Origin of the sequence: Bacteroides sp. AF32-8BH, from assembly GCF_003435205.1 — a bacterium.
Taxonomy (GTDB): domain Bacteria; phylum Bacteroidota; class Bacteroidia; order Bacteroidales; family Bacteroidaceae; genus Bacteroides; species Bacteroides ovatus.
Map to the genome: position 1 here is coordinate 64,110 of NZ_QVLZ01000012.1, position 19,054 is coordinate 83,163.

General features: G+C 42.6%; 17 protein-coding genes. 8 read left to right on the forward strand and 9 right to left on the reverse strand.

Annotated elements, in window-relative coordinates:
- Positions 1–9: 9 nt before the first annotated feature.
- Positions 10–1,125: a hypothetical protein gene (locus tag DWZ47_RS10475; RefSeq protein ID WP_073345905.1), complete on the reverse strand. Its 1,116-nt coding sequence runs from the start codon at positions 1,123–1,125 to the stop codon at positions 10–12.
- 16 nt (positions 1,126–1,141) lie between these two features.
- Positions 1,142–1,621 (reverse strand): hypothetical protein, encoded by a 480-nt coding sequence (locus DWZ47_RS10480; protein ID WP_117513060.1) that lies wholly within the window; start codon positions 1,619–1,621, stop codon positions 1,142–1,144.
- A gap of 102 nt (positions 1,622–1,723) precedes the next feature.
- Between DWZ47_RS10480 and DWZ47_RS10485 the strand changes: the two genes are divergently transcribed.
- The gene (locus tag DWZ47_RS10485) at positions 1,724–2,026 is read left to right on the forward strand and encodes a hypothetical protein (RefSeq protein WP_117513062.1); all 303 of its coding nucleotides are present in this window, start codon (positions 1,724–1,726) and stop codon (positions 2,024–2,026) included.
- A gap of 151 nt (positions 2,027–2,177) precedes the next feature.
- Here DWZ47_RS10485 and DWZ47_RS10490 read toward each other — a convergent pair whose 3' ends face one another.
- Together DWZ47_RS10490 and ppdK are read right to left on the reverse strand one after the other, a co-directional pair.
- Complete coding sequence (locus tag DWZ47_RS10490; protein ID WP_073345910.1) at positions 2,178–3,659, reverse strand: tyrosine-type recombinase/integrase; 1,482 nt, start codon at positions 3,657–3,659, stop codon at positions 2,178–2,180.
- Positions 3,660–3,958: 299 nt separating this feature from the next.
- A complete protein-coding gene (ppdK, locus tag DWZ47_RS10495; protein ID WP_004317964.1) occupies positions 3,959–6,679 on the reverse strand; it encodes a pyruvate, phosphate dikinase in 2,721 nt (906 codons plus the stop codon).
- A gap of 247 nt (positions 6,680–6,926) precedes the next feature.
- On the opposite strand from ppdK, the gene rlmD reads away from it, so the two are divergent.
- Together rlmD and DWZ47_RS10510 are read left to right on the forward strand one after the other, a co-directional pair.
- On the forward strand, positions 6,927–8,297 hold the full coding sequence (gene rlmD, locus DWZ47_RS10505) for a 23S rRNA (uracil(1939)-C(5))-methyltransferase RlmD (RefSeq protein ID WP_217622112.1): 1,371 nt from the start codon (positions 6,927–6,929) through the stop codon (positions 8,295–8,297).
- Between the two features lie 36 nt (positions 8,298–8,333).
- A complete protein-coding gene (locus DWZ47_RS10510; RefSeq protein WP_004317963.1) occupies positions 8,334–9,254 on the forward strand; it encodes an RluA family pseudouridine synthase in 921 nt (306 codons plus the stop codon).
- Positions 9,255–9,324: 70 nt separating this feature from the next.
- Here the strand turns inward: DWZ47_RS10510 and DWZ47_RS10515 are convergent, their stop codons facing one another.
- Positions 9,325–9,738 carry a hypothetical protein gene (locus tag DWZ47_RS10515; protein ID WP_004295611.1) on the reverse strand — a complete coding sequence of 138 codons (414 nt, stop codon included), beginning with the start codon at positions 9,736–9,738 and terminating at the stop codon, positions 9,325–9,327.
- Positions 9,739–9,849: 111 nt separating this feature from the next.
- Here DWZ47_RS10515 and DWZ47_RS10520 point away from each other — a divergent pair, with 111 nt between their 5' ends.
- The 4 genes from DWZ47_RS10520 (at position 9,850) to DWZ47_RS10535 (ending at position 14,421) form a co-directional block, all read left to right on the forward strand.
- Positions 9,850–11,490: a B12-binding domain-containing radical SAM protein gene (locus tag DWZ47_RS10520; protein ID WP_004309211.1), complete on the forward strand. Its 1,641-nt coding sequence runs from the start codon at positions 9,850–9,852 to the stop codon at positions 11,488–11,490.
- Positions 11,491–11,601: 111 nt separating this feature from the next.
- On the forward strand, positions 11,602–12,225 hold the full coding sequence (locus tag DWZ47_RS10525) for a DUF4858 domain-containing protein (protein WP_004309212.1): 624 nt from the start codon (positions 11,602–11,604) through the stop codon (positions 12,223–12,225).
- A gap of 100 nt (positions 12,226–12,325) precedes the next feature.
- The gene (gene map, locus DWZ47_RS10530) at positions 12,326–13,180 is read left to right on the forward strand and encodes a type I methionyl aminopeptidase (protein ID WP_004309213.1); all 855 of its coding nucleotides are present in this window, start codon (positions 12,326–12,328) and stop codon (positions 13,178–13,180) included.
- Entirely contained in the window at positions 13,180–14,421 is a 1,242-nt protein-coding gene (locus DWZ47_RS10535; protein WP_115484247.1) for a DNA recombination protein RmuC, read from the forward strand. Before map ends, DWZ47_RS10535 begins: the two co-directional genes overlap by 1 nt.
- 222 nt (positions 14,422–14,643) lie before the next feature.
- On the opposite strand, the gene DWZ47_RS10540 is transcribed toward DWZ47_RS10535, so the two are convergent.
- From DWZ47_RS10540 to DWZ47_RS10555, 4 genes are all read right to left on the reverse strand, one after another.
- Complete coding sequence (locus DWZ47_RS10540; RefSeq protein WP_117513064.1) at positions 14,644–15,822, reverse strand: sodium:proton antiporter; 1,179 nt, start codon at positions 15,820–15,822, stop codon at positions 14,644–14,646.
- Positions 15,823–15,961: 139 nt separating this feature from the next.
- Positions 15,962–17,743, reverse strand: coding sequence for a translation elongation factor 4 (gene lepA / locus DWZ47_RS10545; RefSeq protein WP_004295604.1), 1,782 nt, complete (start codon positions 17,741–17,743; stop codon positions 15,962–15,964).
- Between the two features lie 128 nt (positions 17,744–17,871).
- Entirely contained in the window at positions 17,872–18,072 is a 201-nt protein-coding gene (locus DWZ47_RS10550; RefSeq protein ID WP_004295603.1) for a winged helix-turn-helix domain-containing protein, read from the reverse strand.
- A 153-nt stretch (positions 18,073–18,225) separates the two neighbouring features.
- Complete coding sequence (locus DWZ47_RS10555) at positions 18,226–18,684, reverse strand: C-GCAxxG-C-C family protein (protein ID WP_004295601.1); 459 nt, start codon at positions 18,682–18,684, stop codon at positions 18,226–18,228.
- Positions 18,685–18,776: 92 nt separating this feature from the next.
- Between DWZ47_RS10555 and DWZ47_RS10560 the strand changes: the two genes are divergently transcribed.
- Entirely contained in the window at positions 18,777–19,043 is a 267-nt protein-coding gene (locus DWZ47_RS10560) for a hypothetical protein (protein WP_004295600.1), read from the forward strand.
- The last annotated feature ends 11 nt before the right edge of the window (positions 19,044–19,054 follow it).

Genomic DNA, 19,054 nt, shown 5'->3' on the forward strand with positions numbered 1-19,054 from the left:
ATGTTTCATTTATGATGTTGGACTTTTCTTTTTATTACTACTGTTATCTCCGGCTGTTGGACTTTTCTTCTTATTCGATGCCGTTTCAACTTCACCGGCAAGTTGGCTGATAGGTTTTGGAGTAGAGACATTCTTTTCTTTTGCCCCCATTACATCATTTTCTGTGGTTTTCACATATTGGTGAGTCTTAATACCTAACCGTTTAGCCTCACGCTGCACCGCTCTCTCATAATCTTCTTTCGTATCATAGTAAGTGGTCTTACCATCAATAGTAAGTGTCATCCTTTTCTTATTGCCGCCACTACCACCACGGTTATAATACCCAGCTCTAGCATTGGATGCGGAAGCAGAAGCTTTTGAAGCGCCCGCTTTAGCCTTTTCAGTTTCAAGTCTAGCCTTTGCAAGATCATCAGCATATTCGGCCTCCACTCTTTTACGTTCTGCATCAGCTTCGGCTGCTGATATTTTATTGTTTTGGAGCTTAACGTTGAGATCAAATATCTGGTTATCTCGTTTTTCCTTTGCGTCCGCAATGGCATCGGCTCTTTTCTCGCGTGCTAACTGATGTCTCCAATTACGATCATCTCTCGCTTTGACATCATCAGCCTGCATAGCACCGAACAGGCCGCTCAAATAAGCCCGGGCATTCTCATTACGTTCTTTCATTAATCGATCATACCTAACCTGTAACCTTTCCGAAGCTGTGTTTTTTCCACTATACATATTCGGTGCACCCTGTGTTGTAAAGTACAGATTGGAGAGAGCAGATATGCCATCACCAATTGCAGCAAAAATTTGGTCACGTTTCTGCTTTTTCTTCTCTTTAGCAAGTTCTTCGTCGGTCGGTGGAGTATAAGGATTAAGTTTCTTGAACAGTTCAGCATATGAAAGGGCACCACCGTCCGAGCCTTCTTGCTTGGTCGGAGGGGGCGGTGTAGTAGTTGTGTCAGGTTTAGGTGCGGTAACAACAGGAGCCGTAGCCGCTTTTTGTTCCACCCATTCCTGTGTACCCTTTACAGGTGGAGGTGCAGAAGAACCGTCTTGTTGCTGTTCATGCCATTCTTTAGAACCTTTCGGAAAAGGTGTGCCACCTCCATTGCCTAATATATCATCATATGTCGCCATAAGTTACCTCCACACATTAAAATGGCATTTTGCTTGCCGCACTCGTTACTCCTTGTACGGCTCCGGTTATCGCTTCTGCCTTATCTTTTTCTAACTGATTGAGTTGCTCAACAAAAGCATTGTCATTCTGCATATAGGTGGCCTCGATGTTGTCTTTGCGCGCATCCGCCTGTGCTGCAATCTGTGATGTTGCATCAGCAAGAGCCTTGCTATTCGCTTCTTTTGTAGCTGCTACACTTTCATCAGTACCGCCCATTACAGCCTGTATACCAGCTGCCTGCTTATTACGGTTCTTGATACTCTCTTCCGTCTGCGTGAGAATACGTTGCGCATCGGCTCGTTGCGTATAATCCTCATTGTACCTGCGATCATACCAATTTTGGTTCTTCTGTCGCTGCGCCTCAACGTTGCTCTTAATTTTCTTCATTGCTTTCGATGCAGAGATACCGCCAAATATGCTACCTGCCGCTCCTATAGCACTTCCAATTAATCCCATAAAACCTTTGTTTTAATTATTAAAAGTTATACCTCATTTGCGAAAGTAAGCCCTTATCTTCGCAACATCATTTTATCTTTTTACACTAATAATCATTATGGTATGGCAAAAGGGAAAAAGACAGGAGGACGACAAAAAGGAACACCTAACAAAATAACAGCATTGGCCAAAGGCATGATTGAAAAATGGCTTGAAACTCACAATACGATACCTGAAGGGGATGTGGCACCGCTAATAATGCAAGACTTTTTAGAACTTGATCCTAAAGACCGAGTGAAGGTTTCTATGGAGTTCATTAAAATAATTATGCCGAGAAACATCAGCATTGATGATAACGAAATTCACCTTACCATTGAAGATAAGTTGGTCGAACTTGCTGGGGATGAAGAGGACGACGAAGAATAATCTACTTCTCTCTACTTTAGACGCGAGGAGTTGCTTACCCTTAGGGGTAATATAATACAGTTTTGCTTGAAAGCGATATCCGAAAGGATGTCGCTTTTCTTCATAAAAACAAAAACCTACAAAGAAAAAGTTCCTTGTAGGTTCGAAAAAATCAGAAGCCCTTTCCTTTCTGCCGCTGATATACTACCGTCTGATTCTTATCAAGATTGACGATTTTAAACATCACCATAGAACGGTTAGGAATATCTTCGGGTAACATTGTCACAAGTCGTGCTATAACATCGTCCACGTTGTTGAATCCTACATCAGTCAACTCTGCAACTTTCTGCCCATTGTGGTAAGCCGCCCCATTTACCATATATCGGAATGATAATCTAAAATGCGTATCTTCCTGCTTCTGCTCGCGAACAGATGTCTTACCGGAGAAGAAAATGAAATCAACCACTTTCTCGTTTAATTCCCAAGCAGGAGAATAATCAATCTTTATATAGCCCCGTGTTACCTTATGTCCAGCAGCATGATTCATCGCAAATGCAACCTCATCAATTGAAGCTCTCACGTCATTCTGTGCCACAGTACCCCACGTGTGCCGGAATGTATAGACCGAATACCGTTCTTCTTTTGCCATTCCCATGGCCTCACATATTTGCCTAATTCCACTGTTAACATTGGAACCAAAACTGTCAGATGTTGTCATACGCTGATAAAAATTGAACAGACGATCGTCATCCTCCTTCGTATTGAGATATTTATCGAAGAGCGGTTGAATAATTGCCGGCACGCGCATTTCCATATATGCACCGTCGGCACGAAACTTCTTTGTCTTGGCACGCTGATAGTGAATAATGCTGTTCCGATAATCCTGCTTTTTCAAATTGTATAGATCAACTGTGTTGATTCCTGCCAAACAAAGCACCATCATGGCTATATCACGTCCGAACTCCGTCTGTGGATATTTCATCTTACTTTCCGGCAGAGGAAATGAAAAGAATTCCCGACACGCTTCGGGTGTAATGGCAAGTTTTTCTGCACGATCTGCCGAAGGAATCTCCACTTTCACCCATGGATTAGTCTTTATACGAATAATCCCATTATCATAGTCGTTATACTCCAGAATAGCAGCTTTAAATACTTGTCGCATACAGATAGGATACATCTCCTTAGCTCGGTGTGTCTGTTCAAGCGACTTAATCCACCTATTCATCAAGTGCGATGTAAGGTGTGAGAACATTATCTGCGTTGTTCCTAAAAAACGCTCCAGATGTTGCAATGCCAGCTGATAGTTCTTAGCATTACGTTGTTGACCGTTGTCAATCATTCGGTTGATATGCTTTCGTGCATAATCTGAAAAACAAACGTCATCATTCCCACTTGCAAGAAACTCGACTACTTCCTTGACTGTCCAATGCTCGATATTTTTGCTATTAAGCCTCTCCGTATACTCCAATATTCTCTGCGAACAGAATTGCAAAACATACGGGTCTTTAATCTCATTAGTTTTGGTGAGTTCCTTCTTCGTCACCATCTTGTCTGTCTTAATGAACGCAGAGCTTCGATGATGAGTCACCCGGATATATACCGGATAAAATCCGTCAGCCCGTGCCGTTCTCACTACTGCTTTCAATGTTGCCATTTTATATTCGTTTTATAATTAAACATTCTGTTTGGGCGTACTATGTTCCAAAGCGATTGTTCCGTGTTCCAATGTGATTGAGGCAAAACGCCCGTAACTTATTGACTATACGGAAAAAGCATTTGTACAACACTTGTACAACACTGTTGTCAAAACTGCATAACTATTGTACAACATTTGCGTTTATTCTACTCATTTTTTGTGCAAAATGCACGTACATTTTTAAAATACAATAGGCGGTAAGCCTTTGTAAATGAAAAGCATACCGCCTAATTAACTGAATATCAGCTATACCGCCTTTATCCCTCGATTGCTGCCTGCGCCGCCGCCAATCTGGCAATCGGCACTCTGAATGGAGAACAACTAACGTAGTTCAAACCTACCCGGTGACAGAACTTCACTGAAGAAGGCTCACCACCATGTTCACCACAAATACCACATTTCAGATCCGGACGGATAGCACGGCCCTTTTCTGTAGCCATACGTACCAACTGTCCCACACCATTCTGATCGAGAACCTGGAACGGGTCTACTTTCAAAATCTTCTTTTCCAGATAAACAGGAAGGAAAGAAGCTATATCATCACGAGAATAACCGAAGGTCATCTGCGTTAAGTCATTTGTACCGAATGAGAAGAACTCGGCAGAAGAAGCGATACGGTCGGCAGTCAAAGCGGCACGCGGAATTTCGATCATTGTACCCACTTTGAAGTCAATGCTATCTCCTACTTCCTCAAACAACTTCTTAGCTTCCGCACGGATTACATTTTCCTGCTCCTTGAATTCATACAAGATACCAGTTAATGGAACCATGATTTCCGGATGAGTTTCCACTCCTTCTTTCTTCAATTCGAGTGCAGCACCCAAGATGGCACGTGTCTGCATCTGTGTAATTTCAGGATAAGTATTTCCCAGACGGCAACCACGGTGACCCAACATCGGGTTATGCTCACACAATGATTCTACACGTTGCTGGATATATTGCAGGCTCACACCCATAGTATCTGCCATTTCCTGCTGTCCCTTCAAATCATGAGGAACGAACTCATGCAAAGGAGGATCGAGCAAACGAACAGTTACCGGGCAACCAGCCATTGCTTTAAAGATGCCCTTAAAGTCTTCCTGTTGGTATGGAAGAATCTTAGCCAATGCTTTACGACGTCCTTCCGCATTTTCCGCCAGAATCATTTCACGCATTGCCTTGATCTTTTCACCTTCGAAGAACATGTGTTCCGTACGGCAAAGCCCAATACCTACTGCACCGAAGTTACGAGCCACTTCCGCATCATGAGGAGTATCCGCATTTGTACGTACCTGCAGACGAGTATACTTATCAGCCAGCGTCATTAATTCAGCAAAGTCACCGGAAAGTTCTGCAGCCTGTGTTTCTACCTTACCATTATAAACTACACCTGTACTTCCGTTCAGAGAGATATAATCGCCTTCTTTCAACACAACACCGTCAATTTCTACGGTACGGTTTTTATAATCGATATTCAATGCACCTGCACCTGATACACAACATTTACCCATACCACGAGCCACAACAGCAGCATGAGAAGTCATACCGCCACGAGCCGTAAGAATACCTTCGGCAACTGCCATACCGGCCAAGTCTTCCGGAGAAGTTTCGATACGAACCATTACCACACGTTTACCGGCAGCATGCCATTCAGCAGCGTCGTCAGCAAAGAACACCACCTGACCGGTTGCAGCACCCGGAGAAGCCGGAAGACCACGAGTCAACACTTTGGCTTTCTTCAAAGCATCCTTATCGAATACAGGGTGAAGCAATTCATCGAGTTTATTCGGTTCCACGCGCATCAAAGCAGTCTTTTCGTCAATCATGCCCTGACGGAGCAAATCCATAGCGATCTTCACCATAGCAGCACCTGTACGCTTACCGTTACGTGTCTGAAGGAACCAGAGTTTACCTTCTTGTACGGTGAACTCCATGTCCTGCATATCTTTATAATGATTTTCCAGTTTAGTCTGGAGAGCATCTAATTCTTTATAGATTTCCGGCATTGCCTCTTCCATGGAAGGGAACTTCGCTGCGCGAACATCTTCGGTCACACCAGCCAATACAGCCCAACGTTGAGAACCAATCTTGGTGATCTGTTGCGGAGTACGGATACCGGCCACTACGTCTTCACCTTGTGCGTTAATCAGATATTCACCATTGAAAAGGTCTTCACCCGTACCGGCATCACGTGAGAAACAAACACCAGTAGCCGAAGTTTCACCCATATTACCGAACACCATAGCCTGTACATTGACAGCTGTACCCCATTCATCAGGTATACTTTCCATCTTACGGTAAAGGATAGCGCGTTCATTCATCCATGAATCAAATACGGCACATATAGCTCCCCAAAGTTGTTCGTATGCACCAGTCGGGAAATCTTTTCCGGTCTGTTCCTTTACGGCAGCCTTAAATTTCTTTACGAGTTCCTGCAAGTCTTCCACTTTCAACTCGTTATCCAGTTCTACCCCTTTCGCTTTCTTCACCTCTTCAATGATTGCTTCGAACGGGTCGATATCATCTTTATTGGTAGGCTTCATGCCCAATACTACGTCACCGTACATCTGCACAAAACGACGATAAGAGTCCCATGCAAAGCGTGCATTACCTGTCTTACGGATAATACCTTCTACCACTTCGTCATTCAATCCCAAGTTCAGAATCGTATCCATCATACCCGGCATAGATGCGCGCGCACCGGAACGTACAGACACCAACAAAGGATTTTCAACGTCACCGAATTTAGATTTCATCAACGTTTCCACGTGAGTGATCGCTTTTACCACTTCATCTTTCAGTAGCTCAACCACTTTATCACGTCCTAACGTATTGTATTCCGTACAAACATCTGTAGTTATTGTGAATCCGGGAGGGACAGGAATTCCGATTAAATTCATTTCTGCAAGGTTGGCTCCCTTACCACCGAGCAAATTCTTCATGTCAGCCTTTCCTTCTGCCTGACCATTACCAAAGGTATAAACTCTTTTTTTATCCATAATATTGTGTTTAAAGTTACATTATGATTTTTTTCTGTTCGCAAATCTAAGGATATTTCGCAAACTTGAAAACTTTTTGCGAAAAAACTTTCTATCAAAATGCAATTTCGACATTACAATCCGGAATATTTCTGTATACCCGAATTTTTTCCAAAAAAAATACCTACTTTTGCAAAGTAATTATTAGACTGGTGTAAAAGTGGCAAGAAAGAAAAAAGAGCTTCCCTTATTGGAGAAGGTAACAATCATGGATGTGGCTGCCGAAGGAAAAGCCATCGCAAAAGTAAACGACCTGGTGATTTTTGTTCCCTATGTAGTGCCGGGTGATGTCGTAGACCTGCAAATCAAGCGTAAAAAGAATAAATATGCCGAAGCTGAAGCGGTGAAGTTTCACGAGCTGTCGCCCAATCGCGCTGTTCCTTTCTGCCAACACTATGGCGTATGCGGTGGCTGCAAGTGGCAAGTGCTCCCCTATTCGGAGCAGATCAGATATAAGCAAAAGCAAGTGGAAGATAATTTGAGACGTATCGGGAAAATCGAACTTCCCGAAATTTCTCCGATTCTCGGTTCTGACAAGACGGAATTCTACAGGAACAAACTGGAATTCACCTTCTCAAATAAACGCTGGTTGACAAACGAAGAAGTTCGTCAGGATGTGAAGTATGACCAGATGAATGCGGTGGGTTTCCACATTCCGGGAGCCTTTGACAAGGTGCTGGCTATTGAGAAATGCTGGTTACAGGATGATATATCCAACCGTATCCGCAACGCTGTACGTGACTACGCTTACGAACACGATTACTCTTTCATCAATCTGCGCACACAGGAAGGTATGCTGCGGAATATGATTGTACGCACCTCTTCAACTGGCGAACTGATGGTAATCGTCATTTGCAAGATTACGGAAGATCACGAAATGGAACTGTTCAAGCAGTTACTCCAATTCGTAGCGGACTCTTTCCCAGAAATCACTTCTCTTCTATACATTATTAATAATAAGTGCAATGACACAATCAATGATTTGGATGTGCATGTATTTAAAGGGAAAGATCACATCTTTGAAGAAATGGAGGGACTGCGTTTCAAAGTAGGACCGAAATCATTCTATCAGACCAACTCGGAACAGGCTTATAATTTATATAAAGTGGCCCGTGAATTTGCCGGATTAACAGGCAACGAACTGGTATATGACCTCTATACAGGAACGGGAACAATCGCCAACTTCGTATCACGCCAGGCTCGCCAGGTAATCGGTATCGAATATGTGCCGGAAGCTATCGAAGACGCAAAGGTAAATGCAGAAATCAATGATATCAAGAATGCATTGTTTTATGCCGGTGATATGAAGGATATACTGACGCAGGATTTCATCAATCAGCATGGACGCCCGGATGTAATCATTACTGATCCTCCTCGTGCCGGTATGCACCAGGATGTAGTTGATGTCATCTTGTTTGCCGAACCGAAACGGATTGTGTATGTAAGTTGTAATCCTGCTACTCAAGCACGGGATTTGCAATTACTCGATGAGAAATACAAGGTGAAAGCCATTCAACCGGTAGATATGTTCCCTCACACCCACCACGTAGAAAATGTGGTGTTGCTGGAACTTCGATAATCCGTGATGATAATAGAATTTCAAAAGAAAAAAGAAATGGGAAAAAGACCTAGAAGAACTCCTGCTGAAAAAGCACGTGCTCAATATACCAATTATGCAGTGAAAGAACCCATGGAACTAATGGAGTTCCTGGCTACCAAGATGCCGGACGCAAGTCGTACGAAATTAAAATCGTTGTTAAGCAAACGGGTTGTATTTGTTGATAATGTGATAACCACACAATTCAACTTTCCTCTTGAAGCGGGCATGAAAGTGCAAATCAGCAAACAAAAGGGAAAAAAAGAATTTAATAACAGACTGCTGAAAATCGTATATGAGGATGCCTATATCATTGTTGTCGAGAAGATGCAGGGACTTTTATCAGTCAATACAGAAAGACAGAAAGAGCGCACAGCCTATACAATACTTAACGAATACGTGCAACGTTCCGGACGTCAATTCCGTGTGTTTATCGTTCATCGCCTGGACAGGGACACTTCCGGCCTGATGATGTTTGCTAAAGACGAAAAAACACAGCGGACACTACGTGATAACTGGCACGATATCGTGACTGACCGTCGATATGTAGCTGTGGTGGAGGGAAGTATGGAAAAAGATTATGATACAGTCGTTTCCTGGCTGACTGATAAAACGCTTTATGTAAGTTCCAGTGAATATGATGACGGTGGATCAAAATCTATTACCCACTATAAGACCATCAAACGTGCCAACGGATATTCTCTGTTGGAACTCGATTTGGAAACCGGCCGAAAGAATCAGATTCGTGTACACATGCAAGATTTAGGACATCCTATTATCGGTGATGGAAGATATGGAAGAGAAGATGCTCCCAACCCTATCGGACGACTGGCACTCCATGCTTTCAAACTTTGTTTCTATCATCCGGTAACGGGAGATTTGATGGAGTTCGAGACACCTTATCCGGCGGAGTTTAAGAAGTTGTTTCTGAAAAAATAAATTCCTATATTCAAAAATAAAGCCAGAATCATAATCGACTCTGGCTTTATTTTTAATCTTCATTATTATTTTATTGACGCCTCATATAAAATGGCTGTCCATCTATTCTATCTCTAAAATCCTGCCAATTATTATACCATGTTCCACTAAATGTCCTGCCGGTAGCTTCTGCACCCCAAATATAGGCATAAGTGCGGTCACCGTAGAAAAATAATTCCATTGAATTATATCCTCCATCAATCCATCTCCACTCAAAAACCAGATAATTTGGATCACCAGCAGAACCAATCGTTCCTTGATTTCTCGCATTAAATGTCATGAGCGTACCTCTTCCCCAGGTATATGCCCCGAAATCAATTTCTTCATTAGTATACCACTCGCCAGGCAGATTAAATTCTGTCTCTTCTTCACTCTCACACGAAGTAAAGCCAACCAATAAAGTCAGCATCATCAAGATACCTGCATATCTCTTTATCATTTTCATAATTCTCTAGTTTATTGCGTTTATTAATACAAAATTAGCATTTTATATTTACTATACATCACAAGCCACAAGTTTTTTGTACCTTTGCAAAGATAATATTAAATTTTCCACATGAAACTTCTTTGGCTTGATTTAAATAGTTCGTACGCTCATTCTTCGCTGGCATTGCCAGCCTTACATGCCCAGATAGCAAATAATACAGACATTGAATGGTGTACGGTCTCCGCCACTATCAATGAAAATACCGGTAGTGTCGTCAATCAAATCTACCGCCATCAACCGGATATCATTGCAGCTACCAACTGGCTATTTAATCACGAGCAACTCCTGCACATCGTTTCACGCGCAAAAGCGTTACTACCTCACTGCTGTGTTATACTCGGAGGTCCCGAGTTTTTAGGAGATAATGAAGCTTTCTTATATAAGAACAAATTTGTAAGCGGAGTGTTTCGCGGAGAAGGCGAAGAAGTATTTCCTTTATGGTTAAAAGTGTGGAATCAGCCAAGAAAAGAATGGAAATCAATCACAGGACTCTGCTATCTGGATGAATCGGAAGCATACCATGACAACGGGCTCGCCCGTGTCATGAACTTTTCCGAATTAGTCCCTCCTGAAGAGAGCCGTTTCTTCAATTGGAGCAAACCCTTTGTGCAATTAGAAACTACCCGCGGATGTTTTAACACCTGTGCCTTTTGTGTCAGTGGAGGTGAAAAACCGGTTCGCACCCTATCTCTTGAAGCAACCCGGAAACGTCTTGACGTGATACACCAACACGGAATCAAGAATGTACGGGTACTGGACCGCACTTTCAATTACAACAACAAACGGGCAAAAGAATTACTAAATCTATTCCGCGAATACCCGGATATCTGTTTTCATCTGGAAATTCATCCTGCACTCCTTTCCGATGAACTCAAACAGGAATTAGCCACCCTTCCTAAAAGACTGCTACACCTGGAAGCCGGAATCCAAAGCCTTCGGGAAAACGTGCTTGAACAAAGCCGGAGAATAGGCAAACTCTCCGATGCTTTGGCCGGACTCAAGTATCTATGTTCCCTTGAAAACATGGAAACCCATGCCGACTTAATAGCAGGGCTCCCACTCTACCATCTATCAGAAATTTTCGATGATGTCCGTACTTTAGCAGAGTATGGCGCAGGAGAAATTCAACTGGAATCCCTCAAATTACTTCCGGGCACCGAAATGAAAAGAAGAGCGGACGAATTAGGCATACAGTACTCTCCACTCCCTCCATACGAAGTTCTTCAAACTCGTGAAATCACCGTAGATGAATTACAGACAGCACATTATCTGTCCCGCCTGTTAGACGGTTTCTACAATACCCCAACTTGGCGAAGCATCACACGGATACTCATTCTCGAAAACCCTCATTTTATACATGAGTTACTCGATCATTTAGTTCAAACAGATGTGATTGACACCCCTCTTAGCCTGGAAAAAAGAGGATTAATCCTCTATGACTTCTGCAAGAATCATTATCCCGACTACCTGACACAAGTCAGCATTGCATGGATAGAAGCGGGTATGTCATTAAAAAAAGCTCCGGCAGAAAAAGTAAGAACCAAAAGACAGCTACCACCTGAAAGCTGGGAAATAGAATACGGAGCATATCGCGAGAATCTACGATTATGTTTCCTTCCCACCGATGAAGAAGGACATGGTTACTGGTTTGGTTTTGAGTCGGAGATTCAGAAGATACAACCGGTTTTCAAGGCTAAAAAACTATCATAAATAAAAGAAAAGTATTCTCATATTATGTGAAATTATTATTAGTCGCTAATCGTTTAGAGCAGCATTTCCTGTTTTCCACCGTCCATACAATAAACTTTACTAGCACAGTGTATGGACATTCGAAAATATCAATTCAATATTTTTTGCCTATTATTGTTCCCCTTATCCGCAACAGGACAAGAATGGAACAAACAGGATTCATTGAGACTTCAGCAAATGCTGGAATCCGATCAGGAGATCAAGATAAATAGAAAGTTTATCGAAAAAGTAGAGCAAAACATGTACTCTCGAAAACCATTTGTAGATTTTGATCCCACACTACCGACTTTAAAATCTTCCATGATTTTTTCGAAACCTTCCATTCGCACTTATCAGACATTCCTAAAACCGGGTTCCACCTTTTTACCCACTTACTCCTGGTTAAGAATAAACAAGAATCTTGTGCTGCACAGTAAAAGTAATTTTGCAGAAAATTCCAGTTGCTTTCATATCCAAAGCCAAATAGAATATAATTTATCTCCCAAATGGTCTCTCAACATATATGGCGTACAAAACCTTGATACCCGAAAACACCGGGGCCTCCCTTCCGAAGTGGAACCCACCCAATTGGGTAGTAATGTTGTTCTCAAAATAAATAAAAACTGGAAAATAAAAACAGGGGTACAATACCAATACAATGTCCTCCGCAAAAGATGGGAATGGATACCTCAAATTAGTGTTTCATACGAATGGTAACCCGTGCCGACAATCAGGAATCGAAAAGTTTTAGAAAACAAGAAAGCATATTTTCCATTTATTCTCGTACCTTTGTCATACGATTAAATATGCTATCATAATGAAGAACTTTATCAAGGGATTCCGGTTTACCCCCTCTAATTATCCGGCAGAAGTAGAAGCAAAAATACAGAAATACAGAAAGCAAGGTTATAAACTTCCACCGCGCAAAGTACTCCGTACTCCCGAGCAACTGGAAGGTATCCGGGAAAGTGCCAAGATCAATACTGCACTGCTGGACTATATTTCAGAGAATATCCGGGAAGGCATGTCCACCGAAGAAATTGATGTGCTAGTGTATGATTTCACCACCAGTCACGGTGCCATCCCTGCCCCACTCAACTACGAAGGATTTCCCAAAAGTGTTTGCACCAGCATCAACGATGTAGTGTGTCACGGAATACCCAATAAAAATGAGATTCTGAAAAGCGGAGATATTATCAATGTAGATGTTTCCACCATTTACAAAGGATATTTTTCCGATGCATCCCGTATGTTTATGATTGGAGACGTCAACCTTGATATGCAAAAGTTAGTACAGGTAACCAAAGAATGTATGGAAATAGGAATTGCTGCCGCACAACCCTGGAAACAGCTGGGTGATGTAGGCGCCGCCATCCAGGAACATGCAGAAAAGAACGGATTCAGCGTAGTCCGTGATCTCTGCGGACATGGCGTAGGGATGCAATTCCATGAGGAACCGGACGTAGAACATTTCGGACGCCGGGGCACAGGCATGATGATCGTGCCGGGCATGACCTTCACCATCGAACCCATGATTAATATGGGAACCTACGAAGTGTTTGTAGACGATGCCGACGGATGGACCGTCTGCACCGACGATGGACTGCCTTCCGCCCAATGGGAAAATATGATTCTGATTACTGAAACCGGAAACGAAATTCTGACATATTAATGGAACTGATTCTACTTATTGTTATTGCCGTGTTAATGATAGTCCTACTTGTATTATCACTAACCAAAGGCAACAATCAAACTCAAGCAGAACAATTACAAATAGCCTTGCGTCAGCAAATGCAGGAAAACCGGGAAGAACTGAACCGCAGCATCCGGGAACTTCGCATGGAAATGACGCAAACGCTGAACCAGAATATGCAACAGCTCCAAGATGTTCTGCACAAGAATATGATGACTACCGGAGAACTGCAACGACAGAAATTCGACATGATGGCCCGCCAGCAGGAAGCATTACTGAAATCCACCGAGAAACGACTGGATGACATGCGCCTGATGGTGGAAGAAAAGCTCCAGAAAACCCTGAATGAACGTATCGGTCAATCATTCGAAATCGTCCGTTCGCAACTTGAGAACGTGCAAAAAGGACTGGGAGAAATGAAATCTCTTGCTCAAGATGTCGGCGGACTAAAAAAGGTATTGAGCAACGTAAAGATGAGAGGAACGTTCGGCGAAGTCCAACTGGGTGCACTCTTAGAACAAATGATGAGCCCCGAACAGTACGACGCCAATGTCAAAACCAAAAAGAGCGGAACCGAATTTGTAGAATTTGCCATCAAACTTCCGGGAAAAGATGACGCCAACAGCACCGTCTACCTCCCCATCGACGCCAAATTTCCGAAAGATGTATACGAACAATATTACGATGCATTCGAAGCGGGAGACGCAGCATTGATGGAATCGTCCGGCAAACAATTGGAAAATACAATCAAAAAGATGGCAAAAGACATTCATGATAAGTATGTGGACCCGCCTTTTACCACAGATTTTGCCATCATGTTCCTCCCGTTTGAAAGCATATATGCCGAAGTAATCCGACGCACCAGTCTCATCGAAACACTCCAAAAGGAGTATAAGATTGTAGTTACAGGTCCGACAACATTAGGAGCCATCCTCAACAGTCTCCAGATGGGATTCCGTACACTTGCCATCCAAAAACGTACCGGAGAAGTCTGGACCGTATTGGGAGCTGTCAAAACAGAATTCAGTAAATTCGGAGGATTACTTGAAAAAGTACAAAAGAACTTGCAAAGCGCCGGTGACCAACTCGAAGAAGTCATGGGAAAACGAACACGTGCCATCGAACGCAAACTGCGGCAAGTGGAACAGTTGCCACACGAAGAAAGTCAAAAGATTCTACCGATCGACGGAATGGAAGACGAATTTGTAGACGAACCATAATTTTCACCACAGATTAACACAGATTTTAATATAAATGGGTTCTTAACCAAGAAAATGTGTCAAAACCCTTAAAAACCTATTTTTTAGATGCGTCTAAAAAATAACAGATTGACAGGTCAATGTACTTTTGAAACACCCTCTTACTTTATGAAGAAAATCTGTGTTAATCTGTGTAATCTGTGGTGAATGAACTCCGTTTTGTATTAATCTGTGGTGATTTTTTCAGTCCGCATAACTCCGCAAAGCCAAATTCTTCACCCAAAGAACGAAGATACCCGTCAGAATCAGATTCAATACCAGAGTAAGCACTGAAATAACCAATGCCGGACCACCCAAGTTATATCCCAATGCAATGAAAATGATTCCGGCCCCTACCTCACCACGGGTAAACATACCGATGGAAAGAGCCAGTCGCTCACTTAATTTCCGGTCACGATAGAAGAACATCGGACAAAGCTTTCCTATATTCGACAATAAAGAGACAATCACCACATGAAACATAATCATTCCCCACGACATCATCTCCTGTGATCCCGTTACAGAATAAGAACCTGCATGAGTCTCCGCAAAGTTCACTCCGATAAAATGCGGCATACTCATTCCCACCAGGAACATGAAGAAAAATGAAATCCCGGTAGACACCTTTCGTTCCACAGGTGTGTCATATTCCTTATGTTTCATAATCATACCCAGAACAAATGCCGGCAACAGGACTTCAATATGAATACTTCCCTCGTCCCCATACAATTCTTTACTCCCCAGATACAGTATTTGAGTAGCCAGAAATATAATCACTGAATAAAAGAGGATAGCCTTCCAATCCTGACGCCAATCATACTTATTCAATCTTTGCCAGCCGATCGACAAAAACAAGAACACAATCACCACCACAATAATCAACTGCCAGCGCAGCCCGATCATCATAATCTGAAGAGGAATCATTAAAAGAATCGTATCCAAGTCATCGAAAATTGCCAATACCTGTATCTTCTTATAAATCCAACTGGACTTCAGTCCGATAGCCGCCAACATCGTAAACAGAATACCGGCTGATGTAGGTGCAGCAAAACGGCTTAACAATAAATTCTCCTTCCACGCTTCCCAACTATTCCAAAACTCGGGCGGAAGCAAAATAAACACATAATAAATGGCAATCATAAACCACGGTAAAGCAGCCGTAGCCATTGCAATAAAATAATCTTGAGCGTAACTTTTCCACCGCGTTTTATCAAGGACGAACTCACGGCCTACATTAATCATTATAAAACTAAGACATACATAGAGTAGTACATTCGATATGGATTTAACAGCTCCATACCCATCTCCTGCCATCATCGGCAGGAATTGCGAAACCACGAGCCCCAACATCAGGAAGCCCGAAAAAGACAGAACTTTTCTCATATTTATAGTTGTTTGTTGCTAAAAAGTAATTGCCAAGGAAAGCTCTGCAGACAGAAGGCAATCACCTGGTGTATTAAAAACTAACCGCAAGTCAATTTGTTCAGAACAGATCTCTGAAAAATTGCTTGCGGCAGTATTTTTAATCCAGCTTCAGTACGGCGAGGAAGGCTTTTTGCGGCACTTCCACGTTACCGATTTGTTTCATTCGTTTTTTACCTTTTTTCTGCTTTTCAAGCAGTTTACGTTTACGGCTCACGTCACCACCATAACACTTCGCTGTCACATCCTTACGAACAGCCTTAATCGTTTCACGGGAAATAATCTTAGCCCCGATAGCTGCCTGAATGGCAATATCAAACTGCTGGCGCGGAATAAGCTCTTTCAGCTTCTCACACATCCGGCGTCCCATATCGTAAGCATTGTCAATATGTGTCAAAGTAGAAAGTGCATCCACAGGCTCACCGTTCAACAAAATATCCAGCTTCACCAGCTTCGAAGTACGGAAACCATTCGGATGATAATCAAACGACGCATACCCTTTAGAAATACTCTTCAACTTATCATAAAAGTCAATCACAATTTCTCCCAAAGGCATATTGTAATAGATTTCCACCCGGTTACCGGAGATATATTCCTGTTTAATCAATTCACCGCGTTTACCCAGACAAAGCGTCATAATCGAACCGATATAATCGGTAGTGGTAATAATAGACGCCTTGATATACGGTTCCTCGATATGGTCAATCATCGTCGGGTCGGGCATACCACCGGGGTTGTGCACCTCCTTCATATTGCCCTGCTTATCATATATATGGTAGGACACGTTCGGTACCGTAGTAATCACATTCATATCAAACTCACGATCCAGGCGCTCCTGCACAATCTCCATGTGGAGCAATCCGAGGAAACCGCAACGGAAACCAAAACCCAAAGCCAATGAAGACTCCGGCTGGAAAGTCAACGACGCATCATTCAGCTGCAACTTTTCCAAAGACGCGCGAAGATCTTCGAAATCTTCCGCCTCAATCGGGTACACTCCAGCAAACACCATCGGCTTCACCTCCTCAAACCCGGCAATAGCCTTGTCACACGGACGGGCAATATGTGTAATGGTATCTCCCACCTTCACCTCTTTGGAAGTTTTGATACCGGAAATTATATATCCTACATCCCCCGTACGAAGTTCGTTACGAGGCACCATATCCATTTTCAACACCCCTATTTCATCGGCATCATACTCTTTTCCCGTATTGAAGAACTTCACCTTGTCGCCCTTGCGAATCGTGCCGTTTTCAATCTTGAAATAAGCTATAATTCCACGGAAAGAGTTGAATACAGAGTCGAAAATCAAAGCCTGCAACGGCGCCTCTTCATTCCCTTCGGGATGAGGAATACGTTCAATCACAGCAGCCAGTATCTCTTCCACTCCCATACCCGTTTTACCGGATGCACGAATTACCTCCTCGCGCTTGCAACCCAACAGTTCAACGATTTCGTCCTCCACTTCTTCGGGATTGGCGCTCGCCATATCGCATTTATTGATAACCGGAATAATCTCAAGGTCGTGTTCAATGGCCATATACAGATTCGAGATCGTCTGCGCCTGCACTCCCTGCGAAGCATCGACAATCAGCAATGCCCCTTCACATGCAGCGATAGAACGTGACACCTCATACGAAAAGTCCACGTGTCCCGGAGTATCAATCAGGTTAAGGACATACTTCTCCCCCTGATAAGTATATTCCATCTGGATCGCATGGCTCTTGATAGTGATCCCTCTTTCTTTTTCCAGATCCATATTATCAAGCATCTGCCCTGAAGTCACCTGAATGGTGTTAGTAAACTCCAACAGACGGTCGGCCAACGTTGACTTACCGTGGTCAATATGAGCAATAATGCAAAAGTTGCGAATATTCTTCATTCTGAATTCTTATTATTTTAGCTTTTTGGTGTGCAAAGATACGTAAATGGCGGAATAAAAAAAAATGCGTTGATAACATTATGATCATGTACCAACGCATTTTTTTATTGCTTAAGTGAGTTACTCGCTTAGATCAATTTGATGAAGAGTTCACCTTCAACTTCTTCCACAGAGACTTTGTCTTCTCTCAATAACCAGCCAAGGCCGAGGAACAGATCTTTGTCAACCAATTTAGTTGCTTTTTTAAGCTGCTTGGCAGTCATTCCTTCTGTTTCGTTCAGTGCATTCCAGATAGTACCTGCAATTACACCAGCTTTTTCTTTCAACATTTGCTTTGCAATTTTAGTTAGACATGCTTAAAATCATCCGGTCAAAAAGACTTTCAGATTTTATTTCGGGGACAAAGATAGTTATTTTTATGTTATATAACACTTTATTGAGCACTTTTTTATCGTTTTTGTAATAAAAAAGCATTTTTTCTTTCATTTAGGATGCTTTTCGAGATATTCAGACCAAATTCTTGCCGCTTCTTCCACCATTTTAGCGCAAGGACGCTTGCTATAATATTGAGCAGTACGCTCTTCCGGAATCGTTGAAACGGGATCTTTTTTCTTTAATCCCAACAATTCGCCACAAATCAGCGAGCCGTTACGCTTCTTAAATTCAGCCGCTAGTTCTTGCACCACCGCATAATTGGCAGCTTTTCCTTCCCGGTCTGTCGCTTCCGTAGCGCCGGTTTCCAAGCCCGCCACCAAAAACATACCGCAGGCAGCTCCACACGTTTCACGCATTCGTCCTATCCCCCCGCCAAAGGAAGCACCCATACGCAACGCCTGTTCCTGTGTAAATCCATACATATCCGCAAAGGCCGCTACTACCGACTGTGAACAGTTGTATCCGCTCTTAAAAAGCTCCACTGCTTTCTGTATTCTATCTTCCATAAACTATTTTGCATTTTTATTTCGCACAAAAATATAAAAAAGTATCTTTGCATCAGATAGGGCGTAAAGATTAAAATCAAAAAAAAGAAAATATGAACAAAACTATTTCATATAAAGAATCGACAGCCATTGCCATCCAAGCTATGATAAGCGCAGCCAGAAAGGATGAATATGCTGACAGGAAAAGAAAAAGTGGTTTTCCCCAAAACAGAAAGAAACGTGATGTCACTCTCAAAGATGTACGTGAATGGAACAAGAGAAGAAATTATAAAGAGGATGCAGGAATTGCCGTCAATGCAATGATGGCGTCAGCTATCAACGACCCCTATGTGGACCTGAATCCACCCTCCAAATTCTAAGAGATAAAACA